The sequence below is a fragment of the Streptomyces sp. M-16 genome, assembly GCF_052114405.1.
Classification (GTDB): Bacteria; Actinomycetota; Actinomycetes; order Streptomycetales; family Streptomycetaceae; genus Streptomyces.
Map to the genome: position 1 here is coordinate 63,978 of NZ_JBFRER010000033.1, position 18,584 is coordinate 82,561.

General features: G+C 74.0%; 15 protein-coding genes. 11 read left to right on the forward strand and 4 right to left on the reverse strand.

Annotated features, from left to right (window positions below):
- Positions 1-4: 4 nt before the first annotated feature.
- Positions 5-1,369, reverse strand: coding sequence for a homogentisate 1,2-dioxygenase (hmgA, locus tag AB4039_RS17940; protein ID WP_266838249.1), 1,365 nt, complete (start codon positions 1,367-1,369; stop codon positions 5-7).
- 181 nt (positions 1,370-1,550) lie between these two features.
- Between hmgA and AB4039_RS17945 the strand changes: the two genes are divergently transcribed.
- The 8 genes from AB4039_RS17945 (at position 1,551) to AB4039_RS17980 (ending at position 13,991) form a co-directional block, all read left to right on the forward strand.
- Entirely contained in the window at positions 1,551-3,617 is a 2,067-nt protein-coding gene (locus tag AB4039_RS17945) for a right-handed parallel beta-helix repeat-containing protein (protein WP_442271175.1), read from the forward strand.
- Positions 3,618-4,411: 794 nt separating this feature from the next.
- Complete coding sequence (locus tag AB4039_RS17950; protein ID WP_266841516.1) at positions 4,412-5,215, forward strand: hypothetical protein; 804 nt, start codon at positions 4,412-4,414, stop codon at positions 5,213-5,215.
- A gap of 125 nt (positions 5,216-5,340) precedes the next feature.
- On the forward strand, positions 5,341-6,645 hold the full coding sequence (locus AB4039_RS17955; RefSeq protein ID WP_442271176.1) for a hypothetical protein: 1,305 nt from the start codon (positions 5,341-5,343) through the stop codon (positions 6,643-6,645).
- 46 nt (positions 6,646-6,691) lie between these two features.
- Entirely contained in the window at positions 6,692-7,312 is a 621-nt protein-coding gene (locus AB4039_RS17960; RefSeq protein ID WP_442271177.1) for a TetR family transcriptional regulator, read from the forward strand.
- A gap of 152 nt (positions 7,313-7,464) precedes the next feature.
- Positions 7,465-9,762: a molybdopterin-dependent oxidoreductase gene (locus AB4039_RS17965; RefSeq protein ID WP_442271178.1), complete on the forward strand. Its 2,298-nt coding sequence runs from the start codon at positions 7,465-7,467 to the stop codon at positions 9,760-9,762.
- A 74-nt stretch (positions 9,763-9,836) separates the two neighbouring features.
- Positions 9,837-11,360 carry a CitMHS family transporter gene (locus AB4039_RS17970; RefSeq protein WP_442271179.1) on the forward strand — a complete coding sequence of 508 codons (1,524 nt, stop codon included), beginning with the start codon at positions 9,837-9,839 and terminating at the stop codon, positions 11,358-11,360.
- A gap of 98 nt (positions 11,361-11,458) precedes the next feature.
- Entirely contained in the window at positions 11,459-12,871 is a 1,413-nt protein-coding gene (locus AB4039_RS17975; RefSeq protein WP_266838243.1) for an aldehyde dehydrogenase family protein, read from the forward strand.
- Positions 12,872-12,911: 40 nt separating this feature from the next.
- Positions 12,912-13,991 (forward strand): Zn-dependent alcohol dehydrogenase, encoded by a 1,080-nt coding sequence (locus tag AB4039_RS17980; RefSeq protein ID WP_266838242.1) that lies wholly within the window; start codon positions 12,912-12,914, stop codon positions 13,989-13,991.
- 58 nt (positions 13,992-14,049) lie between these two features.
- Here the strand turns inward: AB4039_RS17980 and AB4039_RS17985 are convergent, their stop codons facing one another.
- On the reverse strand, positions 14,050-14,814 hold the full coding sequence (locus AB4039_RS17985) for a TetR/AcrR family transcriptional regulator (RefSeq protein WP_442271180.1): 765 nt from the start codon (positions 14,812-14,814) through the stop codon (positions 14,050-14,052).
- An 89-nt stretch (positions 14,815-14,903) separates the two neighbouring features.
- Between AB4039_RS17985 and AB4039_RS17990 the strand changes: the two genes are divergently transcribed.
- Both AB4039_RS17990 and AB4039_RS17995 read left to right on the forward strand, forming a co-directional pair.
- Positions 14,904-16,055 (forward strand): acyl-CoA dehydrogenase family protein, encoded by a 1,152-nt coding sequence (locus tag AB4039_RS17990; protein ID WP_266838240.1) that lies wholly within the window; start codon positions 14,904-14,906, stop codon positions 16,053-16,055.
- A gap of 91 nt (positions 16,056-16,146) precedes the next feature.
- Positions 16,147-16,791, forward strand: a complete 645-nt coding sequence (locus AB4039_RS17995) for a TetR/AcrR family transcriptional regulator (RefSeq protein ID WP_266838239.1) — start codon at positions 16,147-16,149, stop codon at positions 16,789-16,791.
- Here the strand turns inward: AB4039_RS17995 and AB4039_RS18000 are convergent.
- Positions 16,782-17,243 (reverse strand): MaoC family dehydratase, encoded by a 462-nt coding sequence (locus AB4039_RS18000; RefSeq protein WP_442271181.1) that lies wholly within the window; start codon positions 17,241-17,243, stop codon positions 16,782-16,784. The two genes, AB4039_RS17995 and AB4039_RS18000, sit on opposite strands and share 10 nt — an antisense overlap.
- Before the next feature lie 102 nt (positions 17,244-17,345).
- Here AB4039_RS18000 and soxR point away from each other — a divergent pair, with 102 nt between their 5' ends.
- Positions 17,346-17,795 carry a redox-sensitive transcriptional activator SoxR gene (gene soxR / locus AB4039_RS18005; RefSeq protein WP_266838237.1) on the forward strand — a complete coding sequence of 150 codons (450 nt, stop codon included), beginning with the start codon at positions 17,346-17,348 and terminating at the stop codon, positions 17,793-17,795.
- Here the strand turns inward: soxR and AB4039_RS18010 are convergent.
- Positions 17,770-18,584, reverse strand: an 815-nt coding sequence (locus tag AB4039_RS18010; RefSeq protein ID WP_442271182.1) for a 3-keto-5-aminohexanoate cleavage protein, incomplete at its 5' end; no start/stop codon positions are given. The two genes, soxR and AB4039_RS18010, sit on opposite strands and share 26 nt — an antisense overlap.

The following is an 18,584-nucleotide window of genomic DNA, read 5'->3' on the forward strand; positions in this document are numbered from 1 at the left end:
CATGTTAGGCGCGGAAGTGGCGCTGGAGACCCTCCCAGACGTCGTCGTATCCGCGCTGGAGGTGCTCCGCCCCGGCCGCCTGGGGGGTGGCGGTGATCGGCCAGCGGGTCTCGAACATGAAGGCCAGGCCGTCGTCGATCTTCTGCGGCTTCAGCTCGGCGGCGCTGGCCCGGTCGAAGGTCTCGCGGTCGGGACCGTGCGCCGACATCATGTTGTGCAGCGAGCCGCCGCCCGGCACGAACCCCTCGGCCTTGGCGTCGTAGGCGCCCTCGATCAGGCCCATGTACTCGCTCATCACGTTGCGGTGGAAGTACGGCGGGCGGAAGGTGTCCTCGCCGACCAGCCAGCGCGGGGCGAAGACCACGAAGTCCACGCCCGCCAGGCCGGGGGTGTCGGAGGGCGAGGTCAGCACGGTGAAGATCGACGGGTCGGGGTGGTCGTAGCTGATCGACCCGATGACGTTGAAGCGGCGCAGGTCGTAGACGTACGGGACGTGCGTGCCGTGCCAGGCCACGACGTCGAGGGGGGAGTGGTCGTAGGTCGCGGACCAGAGGTTCCCGCAGAACTTGTTGACCACCTCGGTGGGACGCTCGACGTCCTCGTACGCGGCGACCGGCGCCCGGAAGTCGCGGGCGGCGGCGAGGCCGTTGGCGCCGATCGGGCCCAGGTCGGGGAGGTCGAAGGGCTGCCCGTAGTTCTCGCAGACGTAGCCGCGGGCGGGCGCGCCGCCCCCGTTGCCGCCCCCGCCCCCGTCGCGGTCGCCGTCGCGGTCGCCGTCGAGGAGCTCGACGCGGAAACGGACGCCGCGCGGGATCAGGGCCACCTCGCCGGGGCCGACCGAGAGCAGGCCGAGCTCGGTGCGCAGCAGCAGGCCGCCGCGCTCCGGGACGATCAGCAGCTCACCGTCGGAGTCGCTGAACACCCGGTCCGTCATGTCGGCGTTGGCGGCGTAGAGGTGGATGGCCATGCCGGTGCGCTGGGTGGCGTCGCCGTTGCCGCCCAGGGTCCACAGGCCGGCCAGGAAGTCCGTGCCCGGGGCCGGGTCGGGCAGTGGGTTCCAGCGCAGCCGGTTGGGGTCCGGGACGGCCTCGGTGAAGGGCGCCGTGCGCAGCGCTCCGTTGCCGACCCGGGTGAAGGCGGGGTGCGCGGCCGAAGGGCGGATCCGGTAGAGCCAGGAGCGGCGGTTGTGGCGGCGCGGCTCGGTGAAGGCGCTGCCGCTGAGCTGCTCGGCGTAGAGGCCGAGCGGGGCGCGCTGGGGCGAGTTGCGGCCGTGGGGGAGCGCGCCCGGCACGGCCTCCGAGCTGTGCTCGTTTCCGAAGCCGGTGAGGTACTCCAGCGCCTCCGCCGTCTTCCTGGCCTGCTCGCTCATGGGCTGCTCCCGCTCCGTCGAAGGAATCCTATGCCAGACAGTAGGATTCCGCGCGCCGCTCGTCAACGCCCTCCCCGACCGCATGGCCGATTCCCGCCCGGGCCTCCCTCCGGATGGCGGAGCGGACGGATCCGTGCGAGAGGGGATCCGAAAAGATGAACATTGCTCTACTCTCACGCGCATGTCGTGGACCCGCAGGTTCCCTGCCGTGCCGGCGGCGCTCCTCGCCGCCCTGCTCGCCCTCCTGTCCCTCTTCGCCGCCGCGCCCGCCGCCCTCGCGCACGAAGAGCGCCCCGTCGCCCTGCCCGACGGCACCGGATCCGTCCCCGCGTACCGCGCGGCGGAGCCCGACCTGATCGTCTGCAAGACCGACCGGCCCGCCTTCGAGCGCCGTATCGCCGGATTCCCCGACGACCTCCGCCGCCGCAACCTCGACCTCTACGAACGCTGCGAGAAGTCCGGCTACCGCCACCTTCAGGCGGCCGTCGACGCCGTCGACCGCCCCGGCATGAACATCGCGGTCCTGCCCGGCCTCTACGAGGAGGAGCCCTCGCTCCCCGGGCCGACGGGCGAGTGCGCCGCCCTCAAGGCCCCCAACTCCGCCCTGGGCTACCAGATCCTGTCCTACGAACAGCAGGCCCGCTGCCCGCACAACCAGAACCTCGTCGCGATCCTCGGCAAGAAGAACCTCCAGATCGAGGGCACCGGCGCCTCGCGCATGGACGTCGTCATCGACGCCAAGTACCAGAAGCTGAACGCCATCCGCGCCGACACGTCCGACGGCGTCTACTTCCGCAACTTCACCGCCCAGCGCACCACCTTCAACTCGCTGTACGTACTGGCCGGCGACGGCTTCGTCATCGACGACGTACTGACCCGCTGGAACGACGAGTACGGCTTCCTGACCTTCGCCAGCGACCACGGCCTGTACAAGAACTGCGAGTCCTACGGCAACGGAGACTCCGGCATCTACCCCGGCAGCGCCTCCGACATCAACGACGGGCGCGGCTACGACGTGCCCCGGTACTCGATCGAGATCACCGGCTGCCGCAGCCACCACAACATGGTCGGTTACTCCGGCACCGCCGGTGACTCGGTCTGGGTCCACGACAACGAGTTCGACCAGAACATGGGCGGCGCCTCGATGGACAGCGCCTTCCCCGGACACCCCGGCCTCCCGCAGAACCACGCCCGCTTCGAACGCAACCTCATCCACGACAACAACGCCGACTACTACCCCTACGTGGCCGACGGCACCTGCGCGAAGCCGCCCGTCGAGCGCGGCTACGAACAGGGGGTGGTCTGCCCCCAGATCTCGATGCCGCCGGGCACCGGCATCATCACCGCCGGAGGCAACTGGAACCTCTACGAGAACAACTGGGTGTACGGGCACCGGCGGGCCGGCTTCTTCCTCAGCGCGGTGCCGGCCTTCATCCGCGGCGAGGGGAAGTGGTCGAAGCAGACCGACACCTCCCACCACAACCGGTACGCCGGCAACATCCTCGGCAAGGACAGGTCAGGGGCCTCGCGGCCCAACGGCACCGACGTGTGGTGGGACGGCCAGGGCCGCGGCAACTGCTGGCAGGACGGCCCCGACGGCTCCACCCCGGGCACCCTGCCGCAGTGCGGGAAGGCGCGCGGCGAGGTCGGCGGCGCCTCCGCCCGGCTGGTGGGCGAACCGGTCAAGCTCGCCCAGCTGCTGGTCTGCGCGGACTACAACGTCCAGGCCCGCAAGCTCCCGGCCGGCTGCGACTGGTACGGGGCCCGCGGCGCGGAACGGGTGGAGACGCAGATCGCGCTGGCGGTGGCGGCCGTCCTGCTGCTGGTCGGCGGGGTGCTGTGGTGGCGCCGCCTGCGCCGCTCCCGGCTGGGCACGGTGGCCTCCCTGCTGGGGGCCGCCGGGCTGGCCCTGGACGTGGCCGGCTCCACGATGCCCCTCCAGGACACCTTCGTCCCGGCCCTCGCCCTCCTGCTGCTCGGCCTCTGGTGGACCGGCGCCGGCCTGGCCCTGCGCCCCGGGCGCCCCTGGCTGGCCCGACTGACTCTGCTCCTGGGAGCGCTGACCCTGCTGGACGCCTTCGACAAGGCCGTTCTGATGATCCCCTGGATCCCGCTGAGCCCCGCCTGGATACGGGCACTGGTGGCGCTGGTGTGGGTCCTGTGGACGGCCGTCGCCGCGGCCCGCCCCACCCCGCCCACCCCCTCGGCCCCCCAACCCCCCACCCCGGCCCCAGCCCTGACCCCCTGACCGGCCCCGAGCCCTGCCTCTGACCGGCCCCGAGCCCAGCCCTGACCCCCTGACCGGCCCCGAGCCCTGCCTCTGACCGGCCCCTACCCCGGCCCCAGCCCTGACCCCCTGACCGGCCCCGAGCCCTGCCCCTGACCGGGCCCGAGGCGGGCCCCAGCCCTGACCCCCTGACCGGGCCCGAGGCGGGCCCCAGCCCTGACCCCCTGACCGGGCCCGAGGCGGGCCACGATCCCGCCCCCTGACCGGCCCCGCCCTCTGACCGGCCCCGCCCTCTGACCGGCCCCGAGCCGGGCCCGACCCCGCCCCCTCACCCCCGCCCCCGGACCGGCCCCGAGCCGGGCCCAGACCCCCTGCCCCGGCCCACCCTCAGACATGCCCCCGGGCCCTGACCCCCTGGCCCGAGCCTCTGCCCCGGGCCCTTCCGGGGCAGGCCGCGCCCCCTGCCCCGGGGCCCGGCCCGGCGTGGAACCCGCCCCGCCCCGCCCCGGCCCTAACCGGCTCCCGCTCCGTACCGCCCGCCGACACCCGCCCCGACGCCCCGCTCCTCGCCCCGACGTCCGCTACCGGCGACTCGTCGAGCCCACCGCCGACGCCCGGCCGGCCCGCTGTCGGAGCGTGGCGGTGCGGGGGCGGGTCCGCGGGGGCGGTGGCCGGCCGGCCCGAACCTCCATCGGAGGCCCGAAGTGACCGTCCCCGCACAGGACCGCATCCGGTGCGACGCCTGCCGCCCACCCGCCCGCACCACCCGGCCGCCCCGACGCCCCACCCGCACGGCCGCGCTCGTCGCCCTCCTCCTGCTCCTCGCGGGCGGCGCGGCCACCGGCTGCGGGGGCAGGGCCACCACCCACCACAAACCCGGCACCACCCACGAGCAGGCCTCCGGCAGCACCGGGACCCTGCTCGACACCCAGGACGGCGGCGGCCACCGCCTGCGCGAGGTCCCGGCCCGGGGCGCGCCGGAGGTCAAGCTCACCGCCCGCCCCGACTCCGAGGACGGCTGGAACCTCCAACTGGCCGTCACCAACTTCCGCTTCACCCCCGACAGCACCGGTGGCGCCGCCCTCCCGGGCGCCGGCCACGCCCACCTCGAACTCGACGGCCACAAGCTGGCCCGCGTGTACGGCCCCTGGTTCCACCTGCCCGCGGCGCAGGTGCCCGAGGGCGCGCACACCCTGACCGTCCGCCTCTACGCCGACGACCACACGGCCTGGGCCGTCGCCGGCAAGCCGGTCGAGGTGTCCGTGCCGCTGACCGTGGGCCCGCCGGGCGAGGCGTCCCACAGCCATGCCGCGCCCGCGCCGACCGGCTCGGCGGCGCCCTCCGGGGCTCCGCAGGCCGACCGCACCGTCACCCTCGCCGTCCGGGACGGCAAGGTGGTCCCCGCCACCGGCCGCACCGAGGTCAAGCGCGGGGAACGCGTCGCCCTGCGGGTCACCAGCGACCGCTCCGACACCCTCCATGTCCACGGCTATGACAAGGAACTCGCCCTCCCCGCGGGCCAGGAGGAGACCCTGGTCCTGACGGCCGACCGCACGGGCCTTTTCGAGGTGGAGACCCATGAGTCCGGGCTGGTCCTGACCCAGCTCCTGGTCCGATGACCCCCGGCCTCGGGGCGGCGGTCCCGGGCCGGGCTTCAGCGCCCGGGGCGTGGTCCGGCGTCCGGCCCGGACCGCCGGCGGATCCGGGAGCGGTGGCGGCGTTCGGCCCCGGGCCCGGCCGGAGCGTGGTCCTTCACCCGGCCGACCCGCAGGTCCTGCTCGCGCACGGGTTCGGCTCCCAGCACGACCTGCCCATCTCTCCCTTCTACGCCTTCGCCGGAGCCTTCACCGCACTCTTCGTCTCCTTCCTCGCACTCGGCCTCCTCTGGTCGGTCTCCCGCTTCCGCGGCGACCGCTCCGGTCTGGCCCTGCCCGCCGGGTTCCAGCGGGTGGCCGACGCGCCGGCCACCCGCACCACCCTGCGCGGACTCGGCCTCGCCGCAGCCCTCGCCGTACTCCTCCACCTCCTCCTCGGTCCCGACGACCCCGCCCGCAACCCCGCTCCCGGCGCCGTCTACGTCCTGTTCTGGGTCGGACTCGTCCCCGCCTCCCTCCTCCTCGGCCCCGCCTGGCGCCTGCTCAACCCGCTGCGCACCCTGCACCGGCTCCTCCGCCGGATCCGCCGCCGCCCACCCGGCGAGGGCCGCCCCCTGCCCGCCCGGCTCGGCCAATGGCCCGCCGCCGCCGGGCTGTTCGGCTTCACCTGGCTGGAGCTCGCCGCCCCCGATCCCGCATCCACCACCACCCTCCTCTGTGCCATCACCGGCTACGCCGCCCTCCACCTGCTGCTCGCCGCCCGCTTCGGCGAGCGGTGGTTCGCCGACGCCGACGCCTTCGAGGCCTACTCCGACCTCCTGGCCCGGCTCTCACCGCTCGGCCGCCGCGGCGATGGTCACCTGGCCCTGCGCAACCCCTTCCACGGACTCGACGCGACGCCCGAGCGGCCCGGACTCGTCGCCACCGTCTGCGTCCTGCTCGGGTCCACCGCCTACGACGGCTACTCCGACAACCCCGCCTGGATCAACGCCGTTCAGACCTCCTCCCTCGGCCGCACCCCCACGGCCACCCTCGGACTGCTCGCTTCCATCGCCCTCGTCGCCACCCTCTACTGCCTGTGCGCCGTCGCCACCCGCCTCGTCAGCGGCCCGCACCCCCGCCCGCTGACCGCTTTCGCGCACTCACTCGTACCGATCGCCCTCGGCTATCTCATCGCCCATTACTTCTCCCTCCTCGTCACCGAAGGACCACGCACAGTAATCATGGCACTGGGCACTGACAATGCCCCCGTGCCCAGTCCCCCCTTGGGTTCAGGAGGTCTCGCGGCCCTCCAGGTGATCGCCGTCGTGGCCGGTCACGTACTCGGCGTGATCGCCGCCCACGACCGCTCCGTACGCCTCTTCCCGCCCACGAGGGCCGTGGCCGGCCAACTCCCGCTGCTCGCGCTGATGGTCACGTACACCCTCGGCGGGCTCACCCTCCTGCTGAACTGAGGGCCGGCCGTCGCGTTCACCCGAACCACACGCCAGGAGCGGCATCATGGACCCCGTGCCTCCCGCCCACCCCCTGCGCCGGACCCCCGTCCAGCAGCGCAGCGCCGACCGTCTCGCCCGGATCCTCGACGCCTGCGCCGAGCTCCTGGACGAGACCGGCTACGAGAACCTCAGTACCCGTGCCGTCGCCCTGCGCGCCGGCGTGCCCATCGGATCCGTCTACCGGTTCTTCGGGAACAAGCGGGCCATGGCCGTCGCCCTCGCCCACCGCAACCTGGACCGGTACGCCGACGGCATCCAAAGGCGCCTCGCCGTCTTGCCGGCCACCCACTGGCGGCCCGTCGTGGACGCCGTCCTCGACGAGTACCTGGCCATGAAGCGCAACGTCCCGGGCTTCGCCCTCGTCGACTTCGGTGTGCCCGCGCCGCCCGCGGAGGGGCCCGCCGCCGACCCGAACCACCTGGTCGCCACGCGCCTGACCCAGCTGCTGTGCGGGCATCTGCGGCTCGTCCCCGACGCCGGACTGGAGCGCGCGGTGCTGGTCGCCGTCGAGGCGACCGACGCGCTCGTCCAGCTGGCCTTCCGGTCCGACCCGGCGGGGGACCCCGCGATCGTCGCCGAGACGCGGGCGATGATGCACGCCTACCTGGCCCGGGTCCTGGACTGAACGGCCCGGAGCCAACCGGCCGGCGCAACCCCCTCCCCGACGTGCCTACCGGTCGGTATGCTCGGGGCGCCCGCGTGCCCGCGCCGCCGGGCCGGGCCGGGTCGCCCACAGATCCCTGCCCGTGCCGCGGCCTGCCGCCCCCTGGAGGGCCCATGCCCCGCACCGCCCCGCGCATCTGCCCCCTCTGCGAAGCCACCTGCGGCCTCACCCTGACCATCGAGGGGACCACCGTCACCGGTGCCCGGGGTGACCGCGACGACGTCTTCAGCCGCGGCTTCATCTGCCCCAAGGGCGCCGCCTTCGGAGCGCTCGACGCCGACCCGGACCGGCTGCGCACCCCTCTCGTCCGCCGCGACGGCCGCCTGCGCCGGGCGACCTGGGAGGAGGCCTTCGACGCCATCGCCGCAGCCGTCCCCGCCCTGGTCCGGGAAGACGGGGCGCAGTCCGTGGGCGTCGTCCTCGGCAACCCGAACGTCCACACCATGGCCGGCGCCCTCTACCCGCCGCTGCTCGTGGGCGCCCTGGGCACCCGCAACCTCTTCACCGCCAGCACCCTCGACCAGATGCCCAAACACGTCTCCAGCGGACTGCTGTTCGGCGACCCCTTCGCCATCCCCGTGCCCGACCTCGACCGCACCGACTTCCTGCTCCTGCTCGGCGCCAACCCGGTCGAGTCCAACGGCTCCCTGTGCACCGCCCCCGACTTCCCCGGCCGGCTCAAGGCGCTGCGGGCGCGCGGCGGCACCCTCGTCGTCGTCGACCCGCGCAGGACGCGCACCGCCCGGCTCGCCGACCGGCACCTCGCACCCCGCCCCGGCAGCGACGCCCTGCTGCTCGCCGCCGTCGCGCACACCCTGCTCGCCGAAGGGCTGTCCGCTCCCGGGTCGTTGGCGCGACACACCGAGGGGCTCGGGGAACTCGCCGACGCCCTCGGGAGTTTCACTCCTGAGGCCGTGGCCCCCGCCTGCGACCTCACGGCCGCCGAGATCCGTAACCTGGCCCGTGATCTCGCGGCCGCGCCCACCGCCGCCGTCTACGGGCGGATCGGCAGCTGCACCGTCGAGTACGGGACGCTCGCCAGCTGGCTGGTCGACGTACTGAACATCCTCACCGGCAACCTCGACCGGCCGGGCGGGGCCCTCTTCCCGCTTCCGGCGACCGGCCCGCGCCCCCGTGCGGCCGGACCCGGCCGGGGGTTCGCGCTCGGCCGCTGGCACAGCCGGGTCTCCGGCCATCCCGAGGCCAAGAGCGAACTGCCCATCGCCGCCCTCGCCGAGGAGATCGAGACCCCGGGTCCGGGGCGGATCCGCGCCTTGATCGCCATCGCCGCCAACCCCGTGCTGTCCGCCCCCGACGGCCGCCGGCTCGACGCGGCCCTGGCCGGGCTGGACTTCATGGTCAGCGTCGACCCGTACCTCAACGAGACCTCCCGCCACGCCCACGTCGTCCTGCCTCCGCCGCCCCCGTCGCAGAGCGCGCACCACGACTTCGCCTTCAACGGCTTCGCCATCCGCAACCAGGTCCGCTACACCCGGCCCGCCGTCCCCCTCGAAGCCGGGCGGCTCGACGAGTGCGAGATCCACGCGCGCCTCGTCCTGGCCGTCTCCGGCACGCACGGCGCCGCCGAGCCGTCCGTCGTCGACGAGACGGCGATCCAGGGCGCCCTCGCCCGGGAGACCGCGGACCGGCGCTCCCCCCTCCACGGAGCCGACCCCTCCCGCCTCGCGAAGCTCCTCACGGGCGAGAACGGCCCCGAACGGCGGCTCGACCTGATGCTGCGACTCGGCCCGTACGGAGACCTGTTCGGCGTCGCAGGGCAACAGTCGGACGGGCAGCCGGACGGGCAGCCGGGCGGGTCGGCGGGCGGGCAGCCGGGCGGGTCGGAGGGCGGGCTGAGTCTGGAGAGGCTGCTCGCCCACCCGCACGGCATTGACCTCGGCCCGCTGCGGCCCCGGCYCCCGGGTCTGCTCAGGACCCGCAGCGGCAGGATCGAGCTGCTCCCGGACCCGATCGCGGCCGAGCTCCCCCGACTGCGCGCGGCGCTCACCGGCCGCCCCGCCGCCCTGGTGCTCGTGGGCCGCCGCCACCTGCGGTCCAACAACAGCTGGTTGCACAACGTCCCGGCCCTCACCGGAGGTTCCAACCGCTGCACCCTCCAGGTCCATCCGCGGGACGCGGAGCGGATCGGACTGACCGACGGGGGCCGGGCCCGGGTCACGGCCGACGGCGGCAGCCTGGAGGTCCCCGTGGAGGTCACCGACGCCGTTCGCGCCGGTGTGGTCAGCCTGCCGCACGGCTGGGGCCATGACCGGGACGGCACCCGCCTGGCGGTGGCGGCCGCCGAGCCGGGAGTGAACGTCAACCAGCTCCTCGACGGCACCCGGCTCGACCCGCTCTCCGGTACGGCGGTGCTCAACGGCTTCCCCGTCGAACTCGTACCCCTGCCCTGAGCTGGGGTTTTGCTCGTATTGCTCACGCGTCGACGTCTTGTTGGCACAAGGAGGCGGCACCTAGGTTCCCCTGCATGCTGACCTTCCTCGGCTTCGCCATGATCGCGACCTTCCTGGTCCTGATCATGCTGAAGAAAATGTCGCCCATCGCGGCGCTCGTCCTCATCCCCGCGCTCTTCTGCGTGTTCGCCGGCAAGGGCGCGCACCTGGGGGACTACGTCATCGACGGCGTCGGCAAGCTCGCCCCGACCGCCGCCATGCTGATGTTCGCCATCGTCTACTTCGGCGTGATGATCGACGTCGGCCTCTTCGACCCGATCGTCCGGGGCATCCTGCGCTTCTGCAAGGCAGATCCGATGCGGGTCGTGGTCGGCACGGCCGTGCTGGCCGCGATCGTCTCCCTCGACGGGGACGGTTCGACCACCTTCATGATCACCGTTTCGGCCATGTACCCGCTCTACAAGCGGCTCGGTCTGAGCCTGGTGGTCATGACGGGCGTCGCCGCGACCGCGAACGGCGTGATGAACACCCTCCCCTGGGGCGGCCCCACCGCCCGCGCCGCCACCGCCCTCAAGCTGGACGCGGCCGACATCTTCGTCCCGATGATCCCCGCCCTCGCGGTCGGGCTCCTGTGTGTGTTCGTCCTGGCCTACGTGCTGGGCCTGCGCGAGCGCCGCCGCGTCGGCTCCCTGGTGATGCCCGGGGAGGCGGAGGCCGAGGAGGAGTCCCTGGTCGCGGTCGGTTCGGGCGGCAGGGCGGACGCGGGCGCGCAGCCGGACGAGAAGGCGCCCGGGGGCGGTGGCTCCGGTTCCGCCACGGATTCCGCCCCCGGTTCCGCCTCCGGCCCGGGTTCCGCCCCCGGTTCCTCCTCCGCCTCCGGTTCCTCCTCCGCCTCCGGCCCCGGTTCCGCCGCGGGTGCGGGCGGTGCCTCCGCCGCCGCGCCCGAGGGCGACGGCTTCCAGGGGCTCGACCCCGACCGTCCGACGCTGCGCCCGCGCCTCTACTGGTTCAACGCGGGCCTCACCGTCGCCCTGCTCACCGCGATGATCATGGAGCTGCTGCCGATCCCGGTGCTGTTCCTGCTCGGGGCCGCCCTCGCGCTCACCGTGAACTTCCCCCACATGCCGGACCAGAAGGCCCGCATCGCCGCCCACGCCGACAACGTCCTCAACGTCGCCGGCATGGTCTTCGCCGCAGCCGTCTTCACGGGCGTCCTCAGCGGAACGGGCATGGTCAAGCACATGGCCGACTGGCTCGTCGGTGCCGTCCCCGAGGGCATGGGCCCGCACATGGCCCTGGTCACCGGGCTGCTCAGTCTGCCGCTGACCTACTTCATGTCCAACGACGGCTTCTACTTCGGCGTCCTGCCGGTCCTCGCCGAGGCGGGCGCCGCCCACGGGGTCTCCTCGCTGGAGATCGCCCGCGCCTCCCTGGTCGGCCAGGCCCTGCACATGTCGAGCCCGCTGGTTCCGGCCGTATACGTCCTCGTCGGCATGGCCAGGGTCGAGTTCGGCGACCACACCCGTTTCACAGTGAAATGGGCGGCTCTCACCTCCCTGGTGGTGCTGGCGGCAGGGATGCTTTTCGGCATCATCTGAGCCGGGCGGGCCCTGGTGCCCCGAAAACTACCGGCGCTAGTTTGTAGGGTGTCGACGACGTCAGCTCTACGCGCTCGTGCGTGCTCGGGAGGAATGCCATGAAGGCCCACGACGGGATGTACATCGGCGGGGAGTGGCGACCCGCCGCCGGAACCGACCGGATCGAGGTCGTCAACCCGGCCGACGAGCAGGTCATCGCCACCGTCCCGGCCGGGGGCGCCGAGGACGTGGACGCGGCCGTACGCGCGGCCCGCGCGGCCCTCCCCGGCTGGGCGGCCACGGCTCCGGCCGAGCGGGCCGCCCTGATCGGTGCGCTGCGCGACGTCCTGGCGGCCCGCAAGGGCGAGATCGCCGAGACGATCACCGCCGAACTCGGCGCCACCTCCGGCTTCTCGGAGAACGTCCACGTCGGGGCCCCGATCGCGGTGGCCTCCTCCTACGCCGAGCTGGCGGCCGAGTACGCCTTCGAGGAGCGGATCGGGAACTCCACCGTGCTGCTGGAGCCGGTCGGTGTGGTCGGGGCCATCACGCCCTGGAACTATCCCCTGCACCAGGTCGTTGCCAAGGTGGCACCCGCTCTCGCCGCCGGCTGCACCCTCGTCCTCAAGCCGGCCGAGGACACCCCGCTGACCGCACAGCTCTTCGCCGAAGCCGCGCACGAGGCGGGCATCCCGGCCGGAGTCTTCAACCTGGTGACCGGTACCGGCCCGGTCGCCGGACAAGCGCTGGCCGAGCACGAAGGGGTCGACCTCGTCTCCTTCACCGGCTCGACCGCCGTCGGCAAGAAGATCGGCGCCATCGCCGGCGCCGCCGTCAAGCGCGTCGCCCTCGAACTCGGCGGCAAGTCGGCGAACGTCATCCTGCCCGGCGCCGATCTGCCCAAGGCCGTCGCCGCGGGCGTCGCCGACGTCATGAGCAACTCCGGTCAGAGCTGCAACGCCCTCACCCGCATGCTCGTCCAGCGGGACCAGTACGAGGAGGCCGTGTCCCTCGCGGTGGCCGCCGTCGCCAAGTACCCCACCGGCGACCCCCGCGACCCGGGCACCCGCCTCGGCCCGGTGATCAACGCCAAGCAGCGCGCCCGCGTGCGCGCGTACATCGACAAGGGCGTCGAGGAGGGCGCGCGCCTCGTCGCGGGCGGTTCCGAAGCGCCGCACGAGCACGGGTACTTCGTCACCCCGACCGTGTTCGCGGACGTCACCCCCGAGATGACCATCGCCCAGGAGGAGATCTTCGGTCCCGTCCTGGCGATCCTCCCCTACGAGGACGAGGAGGACGCCCTGCGCATCGCCAACGGCACGGTGTACGGCCTGGGCGGCGCCGTCTGGGCGGCGGACGCGGAGACGGCCGTGGCCTTCGCCCGCCGCATGGACACCGGCCAGGTGGACATCAACGGCGGCCGCTTCAACGTGCGCGCGCCCTTCGGCGGCTACAAGCAGTCGGGCGTGGGCCGCGAGCTCGGCCCGCACGGCCTGGGGGAGTACCTCCAGACCAAGTCCCTGCAGTTCTGACCGCGACCGCGCAGCACCCGAAGACACGGAGACGAAGACCATGGTCCGCGCCGCCATCCTGCCCGCCGTCGGAGCCCCGCTGGAGATACGGGACATCGTGCTGCCCGAACCCGGCCCCGGGCAGGTCCGGGTGCGGCTCGCCGCAGCCGGGGTCTGTCACTCCGATCTCTCCCTCACCAACGGCACCATGCGGGTGCCCGTCCCCGCCGTCCTCGGCCACGAGGGCGCGGGGACGGTCGTCTCGGTGGGCGAGGGCGTCACCCACGTCGCACCCGGCGACGGTGTGGTGCTCAACTGGGCCCCGTCCTGCGGGGAGTGCCACCACTGCCGGATCGGCGAGGTCTGGCTCTGCGCCAAGGCCCTGACCGGGGTCGGCGCGGTCTACGCCCACGACGCCGAGGGCACCGAGCTGCACCCCGGGCTGAACGTCGCGGCCTTCGCCGAGGAGACCGTCGTCGCGGCGAACTGCGTGCTGCCCGCGCCCGCCGGGATCCCGCTGCCCGAAGCCGCCCTGCTCGGCTGCGCCGTCCTCACCGGGTACGGGGCCGTCCACCACAGCGCCCAGGTCCGCCCCGGCGAGTCGGTGGCCGTGTTCGGTGTCGGCGGGGTCGGCCTCGCCGCCCTGCAGGCGGCCCGGATCGCCGGGGCGGGGGCCGTCGTGGCGGTGGACCTCTCCCCGGCGAAGGAGGAACTGGCCCGTGCCGCCGGGGCCACCGACTTCGTGCTCGCCTCCGAGACCACCGCCAAGCAGATCCGCGCGCTCACCGCCGGTCAGGGCGCGGACGTGGCCGTCGAGTGCGTGGGCCGCGCGGAGACCATCCGCGGAGCCTGGGATTCCACCCGCCGGGGCGGGCGCACCACGGTCGTCGGCATCGGCGGCAAGGAGCAGCAGGTCACCTTCCACGCGCTGGAGATCTTCCACTACGCCCGCACCCTCAGCGGCTGCGTCTACGGCAACAGCGATCCGGCGCGCGACCTCCCGGTGATCGCCGACCACGTGCGGGCCGGCCGCCTCGACCTCGGCGCGCTGGTCACCGACCGCATCACCCTCGACGGCATCCCCGCCGCCTTCGACGCGATGCTCGCGGGCAAGGGCGGCCGCTCCCTGGTCGTCTTCTGATCCGGCCGGGCCCCGGTCCGGCCGGCCGGCCGCACCCCGCCCCGTGCGGTCGGTCGGGTCAGGCCCCCGGCTGGCGCAGGGCCTCGTACTGGAGGGACAGGCCGTCCAGCAGGGCCGTCAGGCCCGTCTCGAACGCACCCTCGTCCACCTCGCGCCTGCGCTCCGCCAGCAGGTGGGCCTGCCCCAGGTGCGGGTAGTCCACCGGGTCGTACGCCGCCTCGTCGTCCACGAACCCCCGGGCGAAGGAGGCCACCGCCGAGCCCAGGATGAAGTAGCGCATCAGGGCGCCGATCCGCGTCGCATGGGCCGGCGGCCATCCCGCCTCCGTCATCGCCCCGAACACCGCGTCCGCCAGCCGCAGCCCGGCCGGGCGCCGGCCCGGCCCCCGTGCCAGCACCGGCACGATGTTCGGATGGTCCGCCAGGGCGTCCCGGTACGAGTGCGCCCACGCGTGCAGGGCCTCGCGCCAGTCCCGGCGCGCCCCGCCGTCACCGTCACCGGCTCCGTGACCGTTCCCGTGGCCGCGACGGTTCCCGTCCCCGTCCCCGTCCCCGTCCCCGTCCCCGTTCCCGTTCCCGTCGCCGTCATCGCCGCCGCAGGCCTCGAACATCGACAGGTCGACCCGGGCGCTCACCGCGTCCGCCACCGCCTCCAGGATCGCGTCCTTGGTCCGGAAGTGGTTGTACAGCGAGGGCCCGCTGACCCCGAGGGCCGCGGCCAGCCGCCGCGTCGACACCGCCTCCAGCCCCTCCGCGTCCACCAGCGCACCGGCCGCCTCGACGATGCGGTCTCTGCTCAGGAGGGGCTTGCGCGGTCTGGCCATGCGCCACATAGTAGGCCCTGCCCGCCATAAACTACCGGTGCTAGTTAAAGGCCCCGGCACCCGCGACCGCGCCCCACCCGGAGGCACCCGTGAACCTGGAGCTCAGCGAGGAGCAGGAAGCCGTGCGCCGGCTCGCCCGCGCGTTCAGCGAGCGCGAGATCGCCCCGTACGCCGCCGAGTGGGACCGCGCCGAGAGCGTGGACCGGTCCATCGTGAAGAAGCTCGGCGACCTCGGATTCCTCGGCCTCACCGTCCCCGAGGAGTACGGCGGCTCCGGCGGCGACCACGTCTCCTACGCGCTCGTCACCGAGGAACTGGGCCGCGGGGACTCCGCGGTGCGCGGCATCGTCTCCGTCTCCCTCGGTCTGGTCGCCAAGACCCTCGCCGCCTGGGGCACCGAGGAGCAGAAGCGCGACTGGCTGCCCCGGCTCTGCTCCGGCGAGGCCCTCGGCTGCTTCGGCCTGACCGAACCCGGCACCGGCTCCGACGCCGCCGCCCTCACCACCCGGGCCGTGCGCGAGGGGGACGCGTACGTGATCAGCGGCAGCAAGATGTTCATCACCAACGGCACCTGGGCCGATGTCGTCCTGCTCTTCGCCCGCACCGGCGGCGCCCCCGGCCACCGCGGGATCTCCGCCTTCCTCGTCCCCGCCGACACCCCGGGCCTGACTCGCCGGGAGGTCCACGGCAAGCTGGGCCTGCGCGGTCAGGCCACCGCCGAGCTCGCCCTGGACGGCGTCCGCGTGCCCGCGTCCGCGATGCTCGGCCCCGAGGGCAAGGGCTTCTCCGTCGCCATGTCGGCCCTGGCCAAGGGCCGGATGTCGGTGGCCGCCGGCTGCGTCGGCATCGCGCAGGCCGCGCTGGACGCGGCCGTCTCGTACGCCTCCCGGCGCGAGCAGTTCGGCAAGCCGATCGCCCACCACCAGCTGGTGCAGGAGCTGATCGCCGACATCTCCGTCGACGTGGACGCCGCCCGGCTGCTGACCTGGCGGGTGGCCGACCTCATCGACCGCGGCCGGCCCTTCGCCACCGAGGCCTCCACCGCCAAGCTCTTCGCCTCCGAAGCGGCCGTGCGCGCCGCGGGCAACGCCCTCCAGGTCCACGGCGGCTACGGCTACATCGACGAGTACCCGGCCGGAAAGCTGCTGCGCGACGCCCGCGTGATGACCCTCTACGAGGGCACCAGCCAGATCCAGAAGCTGCTGATCGGCCGCGCCCGCACGGGGGTCTCCGCCTTCTGAGCCGACGGCGGCCCCCACGGAATCCTGCCTAAGCGCTTGCTCACCCTCCGGTAGGGTGTGCCTTCCACACGGGGAAGAGGGTGAGCGAGCGATGGACAGCGCGGCGGATACCAGCGGCTACCAGGCGTGGTCGGAGGTCACCCCCGACGCCGCGCGGCGGCTGCTGGTCGCGGCCGTCGAAGCCTTCGCCGAACGCGGCTACCACGCGACCACCACGCGCGACATCGCGGGCCGGGCCGGCATGAGTCCGGCGGCGCTCTACATCCACTACAAGACCAAGGAAGAACTGCTCCACCGCATCAGCCGGATCGGCCACGACAAGGCGCTGGAGATCCTGGAGACCGCCGCCGCCGGGCCCGGGACGGCCGCCGACCGGCTCGACGCGGCCGTGCGGTCCTTCGTGGGCTGGCACGCCGCGCACCACACCACCGCGCGCGTGGTCCAGTACGAGCTCGACGCGCTCGCGCCCGAGCACCGCGGCGAGATCGTGGCGCTGCGCCGCCAGAGCGACGCCGCGGTGCGCCGCATCATCGCCGAGGGGGTCCGGGCGGGGGAGTTCGACGTCCCCGACGTCCCCGGGACCACCCTCGCCGTGCTCTCCCTGTGCATCGACGTGGCCCGCTGGTTCAGTACCGCCGGGCACCGCACGCCCGACGAGGTCGGCGCGCTCTACGCCGACCTCGTGCTCCGCATGGTGGGTGCCCGACCGGCCGCCGCGCCCGTGGCTCAGAAGTAGTAGCGGGACACCGACTCCGCGACGCAGACCGGCTTCGCGCCGCCCTCGCGCTCCACCGTCACCGTCGCCGCGACCTGCACGCCTTCGCCCGCCTCGGTGACCGCCGTGATCACGGCCGTGGCGCGCAGCCGCGAGCCGACCGGCACCGGAGCCGGGAAGCGGACCTTGTCCGTGCCGTAGTTGATGCCCATCCGCATGCCCTCGACGCGCATGATCTGCGGCACCAGGCTGGGCAGCAGCGACAGCGTCAGATAGCCGTGCGCGATCGTGGAACCGAAGGGGCCCGAGGCGGCCCGCTCCGGGTCCACGTGGATCCACTGGTGGTCGCCGGTCGCGTCCGCGAAGAGGTCGATCCGCTTCTGGTCCACCTCCAGCCACCCGCTCGGGCCGAGCGCGTCACCGATCCCGGCGCGCAGTTCCTCGGCGGAGGTGAAGATCCTCGGTTCGGCCATGCCCTGCCCCTGTCGTCCGCTGTCGCGCAACTAATAAGCGTTTGCTCAGCATGCTGGGGCCCGCATGCGTCTGTCAACGGATCTCCGACTAGGCTCGGCCGCGTGCCGCAGATTCCCGAGAACGTCCACGAACTCACGGTCGGCCAGCTCTCCGCGCGCAGCGGGGCAGCCGTCTCCGCACTGCATTTCTACGAGGCCAAAGGGCTGATCAGCAGCCGCCGTACCTCCGGCAACCAGCGCCGCTACACGCGCGAGGCGCTGCGCCGGGTGGCCTTCGTACGCGCCGCGCAGCGCGTGGGCATACCGCTGGCCGACATCCGCGTCGCGCTGGTCGAACTGCCGGAGGGGCGCACCCCCACCCCCGAGGACTGGGCGCGGCTGTCCGAGAACTGGCGCGCCGAGCTCGACGAGCGGATCCGGCAACTGAGCGATCTGCGCGACCGCTTGTCGGACTGCATCGGCTGCGGCTGCCTCTCGCTGAAGAAGTGCGCCCTGTCCAACCCGGACGACGTCTTCGGCGCCCGCCTCACCGGATCCCGGCTGTCGCAGTAGCGGCGTCCCGCAGCTCCCGGGCGGCGGCCACCAGTTCGGCACTGGAGCGCGCCGCCCGCCCGTCGGGCAGGTGCAGGACGTCGCCTACGCCGGTTCGCGCCCCGGCACCGCACCGCGCGGCCATCCGCAGCACCGGCCAGGCGGCCGCGTCCCGCCCGTACAGCAGGACCGGCACCGGCGGCAGCCAGCGCAGCGCCGCCACCAGTGCCGGGTCGGCCTCGGCCAGCTCCACCACCAGCCGCACCCGGCCGTGGTCCGGCGGGGCCCACTCCAGGAACCGGGCCAGCGGCTCCGGCCCGGCCCCGCCGCCCAGCGGGACCAGGGCGTCCACCGCCACCCCGCGCCCCAGCAGGGCCCGGCCCAGCGCGCCGGCGCCCGGCTCCGCGAACCGCACCTGGGCCCGGTCGGGCAGCACCGTCCAGGACCGCACCCGCTCCAGCCGCCCGGCGGGATCCGGCTCGGCGTCGACGGCGGCCGGAACCGAGAGGGGTACGCGGACCCCCGCGCCGCGCATCTCCTCCAGCAGCGGACCGACCACCCGGGGCGAGAGGCTCTCCCGCCCGCACGGGGTCCTCGGGTGCGCCAGGACCTCCCCGGCCCCGGCGGCGACGGCCTCCACCGCCGACTCCGTCAGATCCCGCGGGGTCATCGGCACCGCACCCCCGTCGCCGGCGCCGCGCGATCCGTTGACCACCACCTGGAGCACCGCCACCTGGATCACCGCCCCCGGCCCGCCGGCGCCGCCCGGCCGGTGTCCGCCCGGCGCGCCGGCCCTGCCCGGCCGGTGTC

What these genes read in the sequence shown, in the direction of transcription:
- hmgA (WP_266838249.1), bottom strand. Translation starts at nt 1,369, where the DNA reads ATGAGCGAGCAGGCCAGGAAGACGGCGGAGGCGCTGGAGTACCTCACC.
- AB4039_RS17945 (WP_442271175.1), top strand. Translation starts at nt 1,551, where the DNA reads ATGTCGTGGACCCGCAGGTTCCCTGCCGTGCCGGCGGCGCTCCTCGCC.
- AB4039_RS17960 (WP_442271177.1), top strand. Translation starts at nt 6,692, where the DNA reads ATGGACCCCGTGCCTCCCGCCCACCCCCTGCGCCGGACCCCCGTCCAG.
- AB4039_RS17970 (WP_442271179.1), top strand. Translation starts at nt 9,837, where the DNA reads ATGCTGACCTTCCTCGGCTTCGCCATGATCGCGACCTTCCTGGTCCTG.
- AB4039_RS17975 (WP_266838243.1), top strand. Translation starts at nt 11,459, where the DNA reads ATGAAGGCCCACGACGGGATGTACATCGGCGGGGAGTGGCGACCCGCC.
- AB4039_RS17980 (WP_266838242.1), top strand. Translation starts at nt 12,912, where the DNA reads ATGGTCCGCGCCGCCATCCTGCCCGCCGTCGGAGCCCCGCTGGAGATA.
- AB4039_RS17985 (WP_442271180.1), bottom strand. Translation starts at nt 14,814, where the DNA reads ATGGCCAGACCGCGCAAGCCCCTCCTGAGCAGAGACCGCATCGTCGAG.
- AB4039_RS17995 (WP_266838239.1), top strand. Translation starts at nt 16,147, where the DNA reads ATGGACAGCGCGGCGGATACCAGCGGCTACCAGGCGTGGTCGGAGGTC.
- AB4039_RS18000 (WP_442271181.1), bottom strand. Translation starts at nt 17,243, where the DNA reads ATGGCCGAACCGAGGATCTTCACCTCCGCCGAGGAACTGCGCGCCGGG.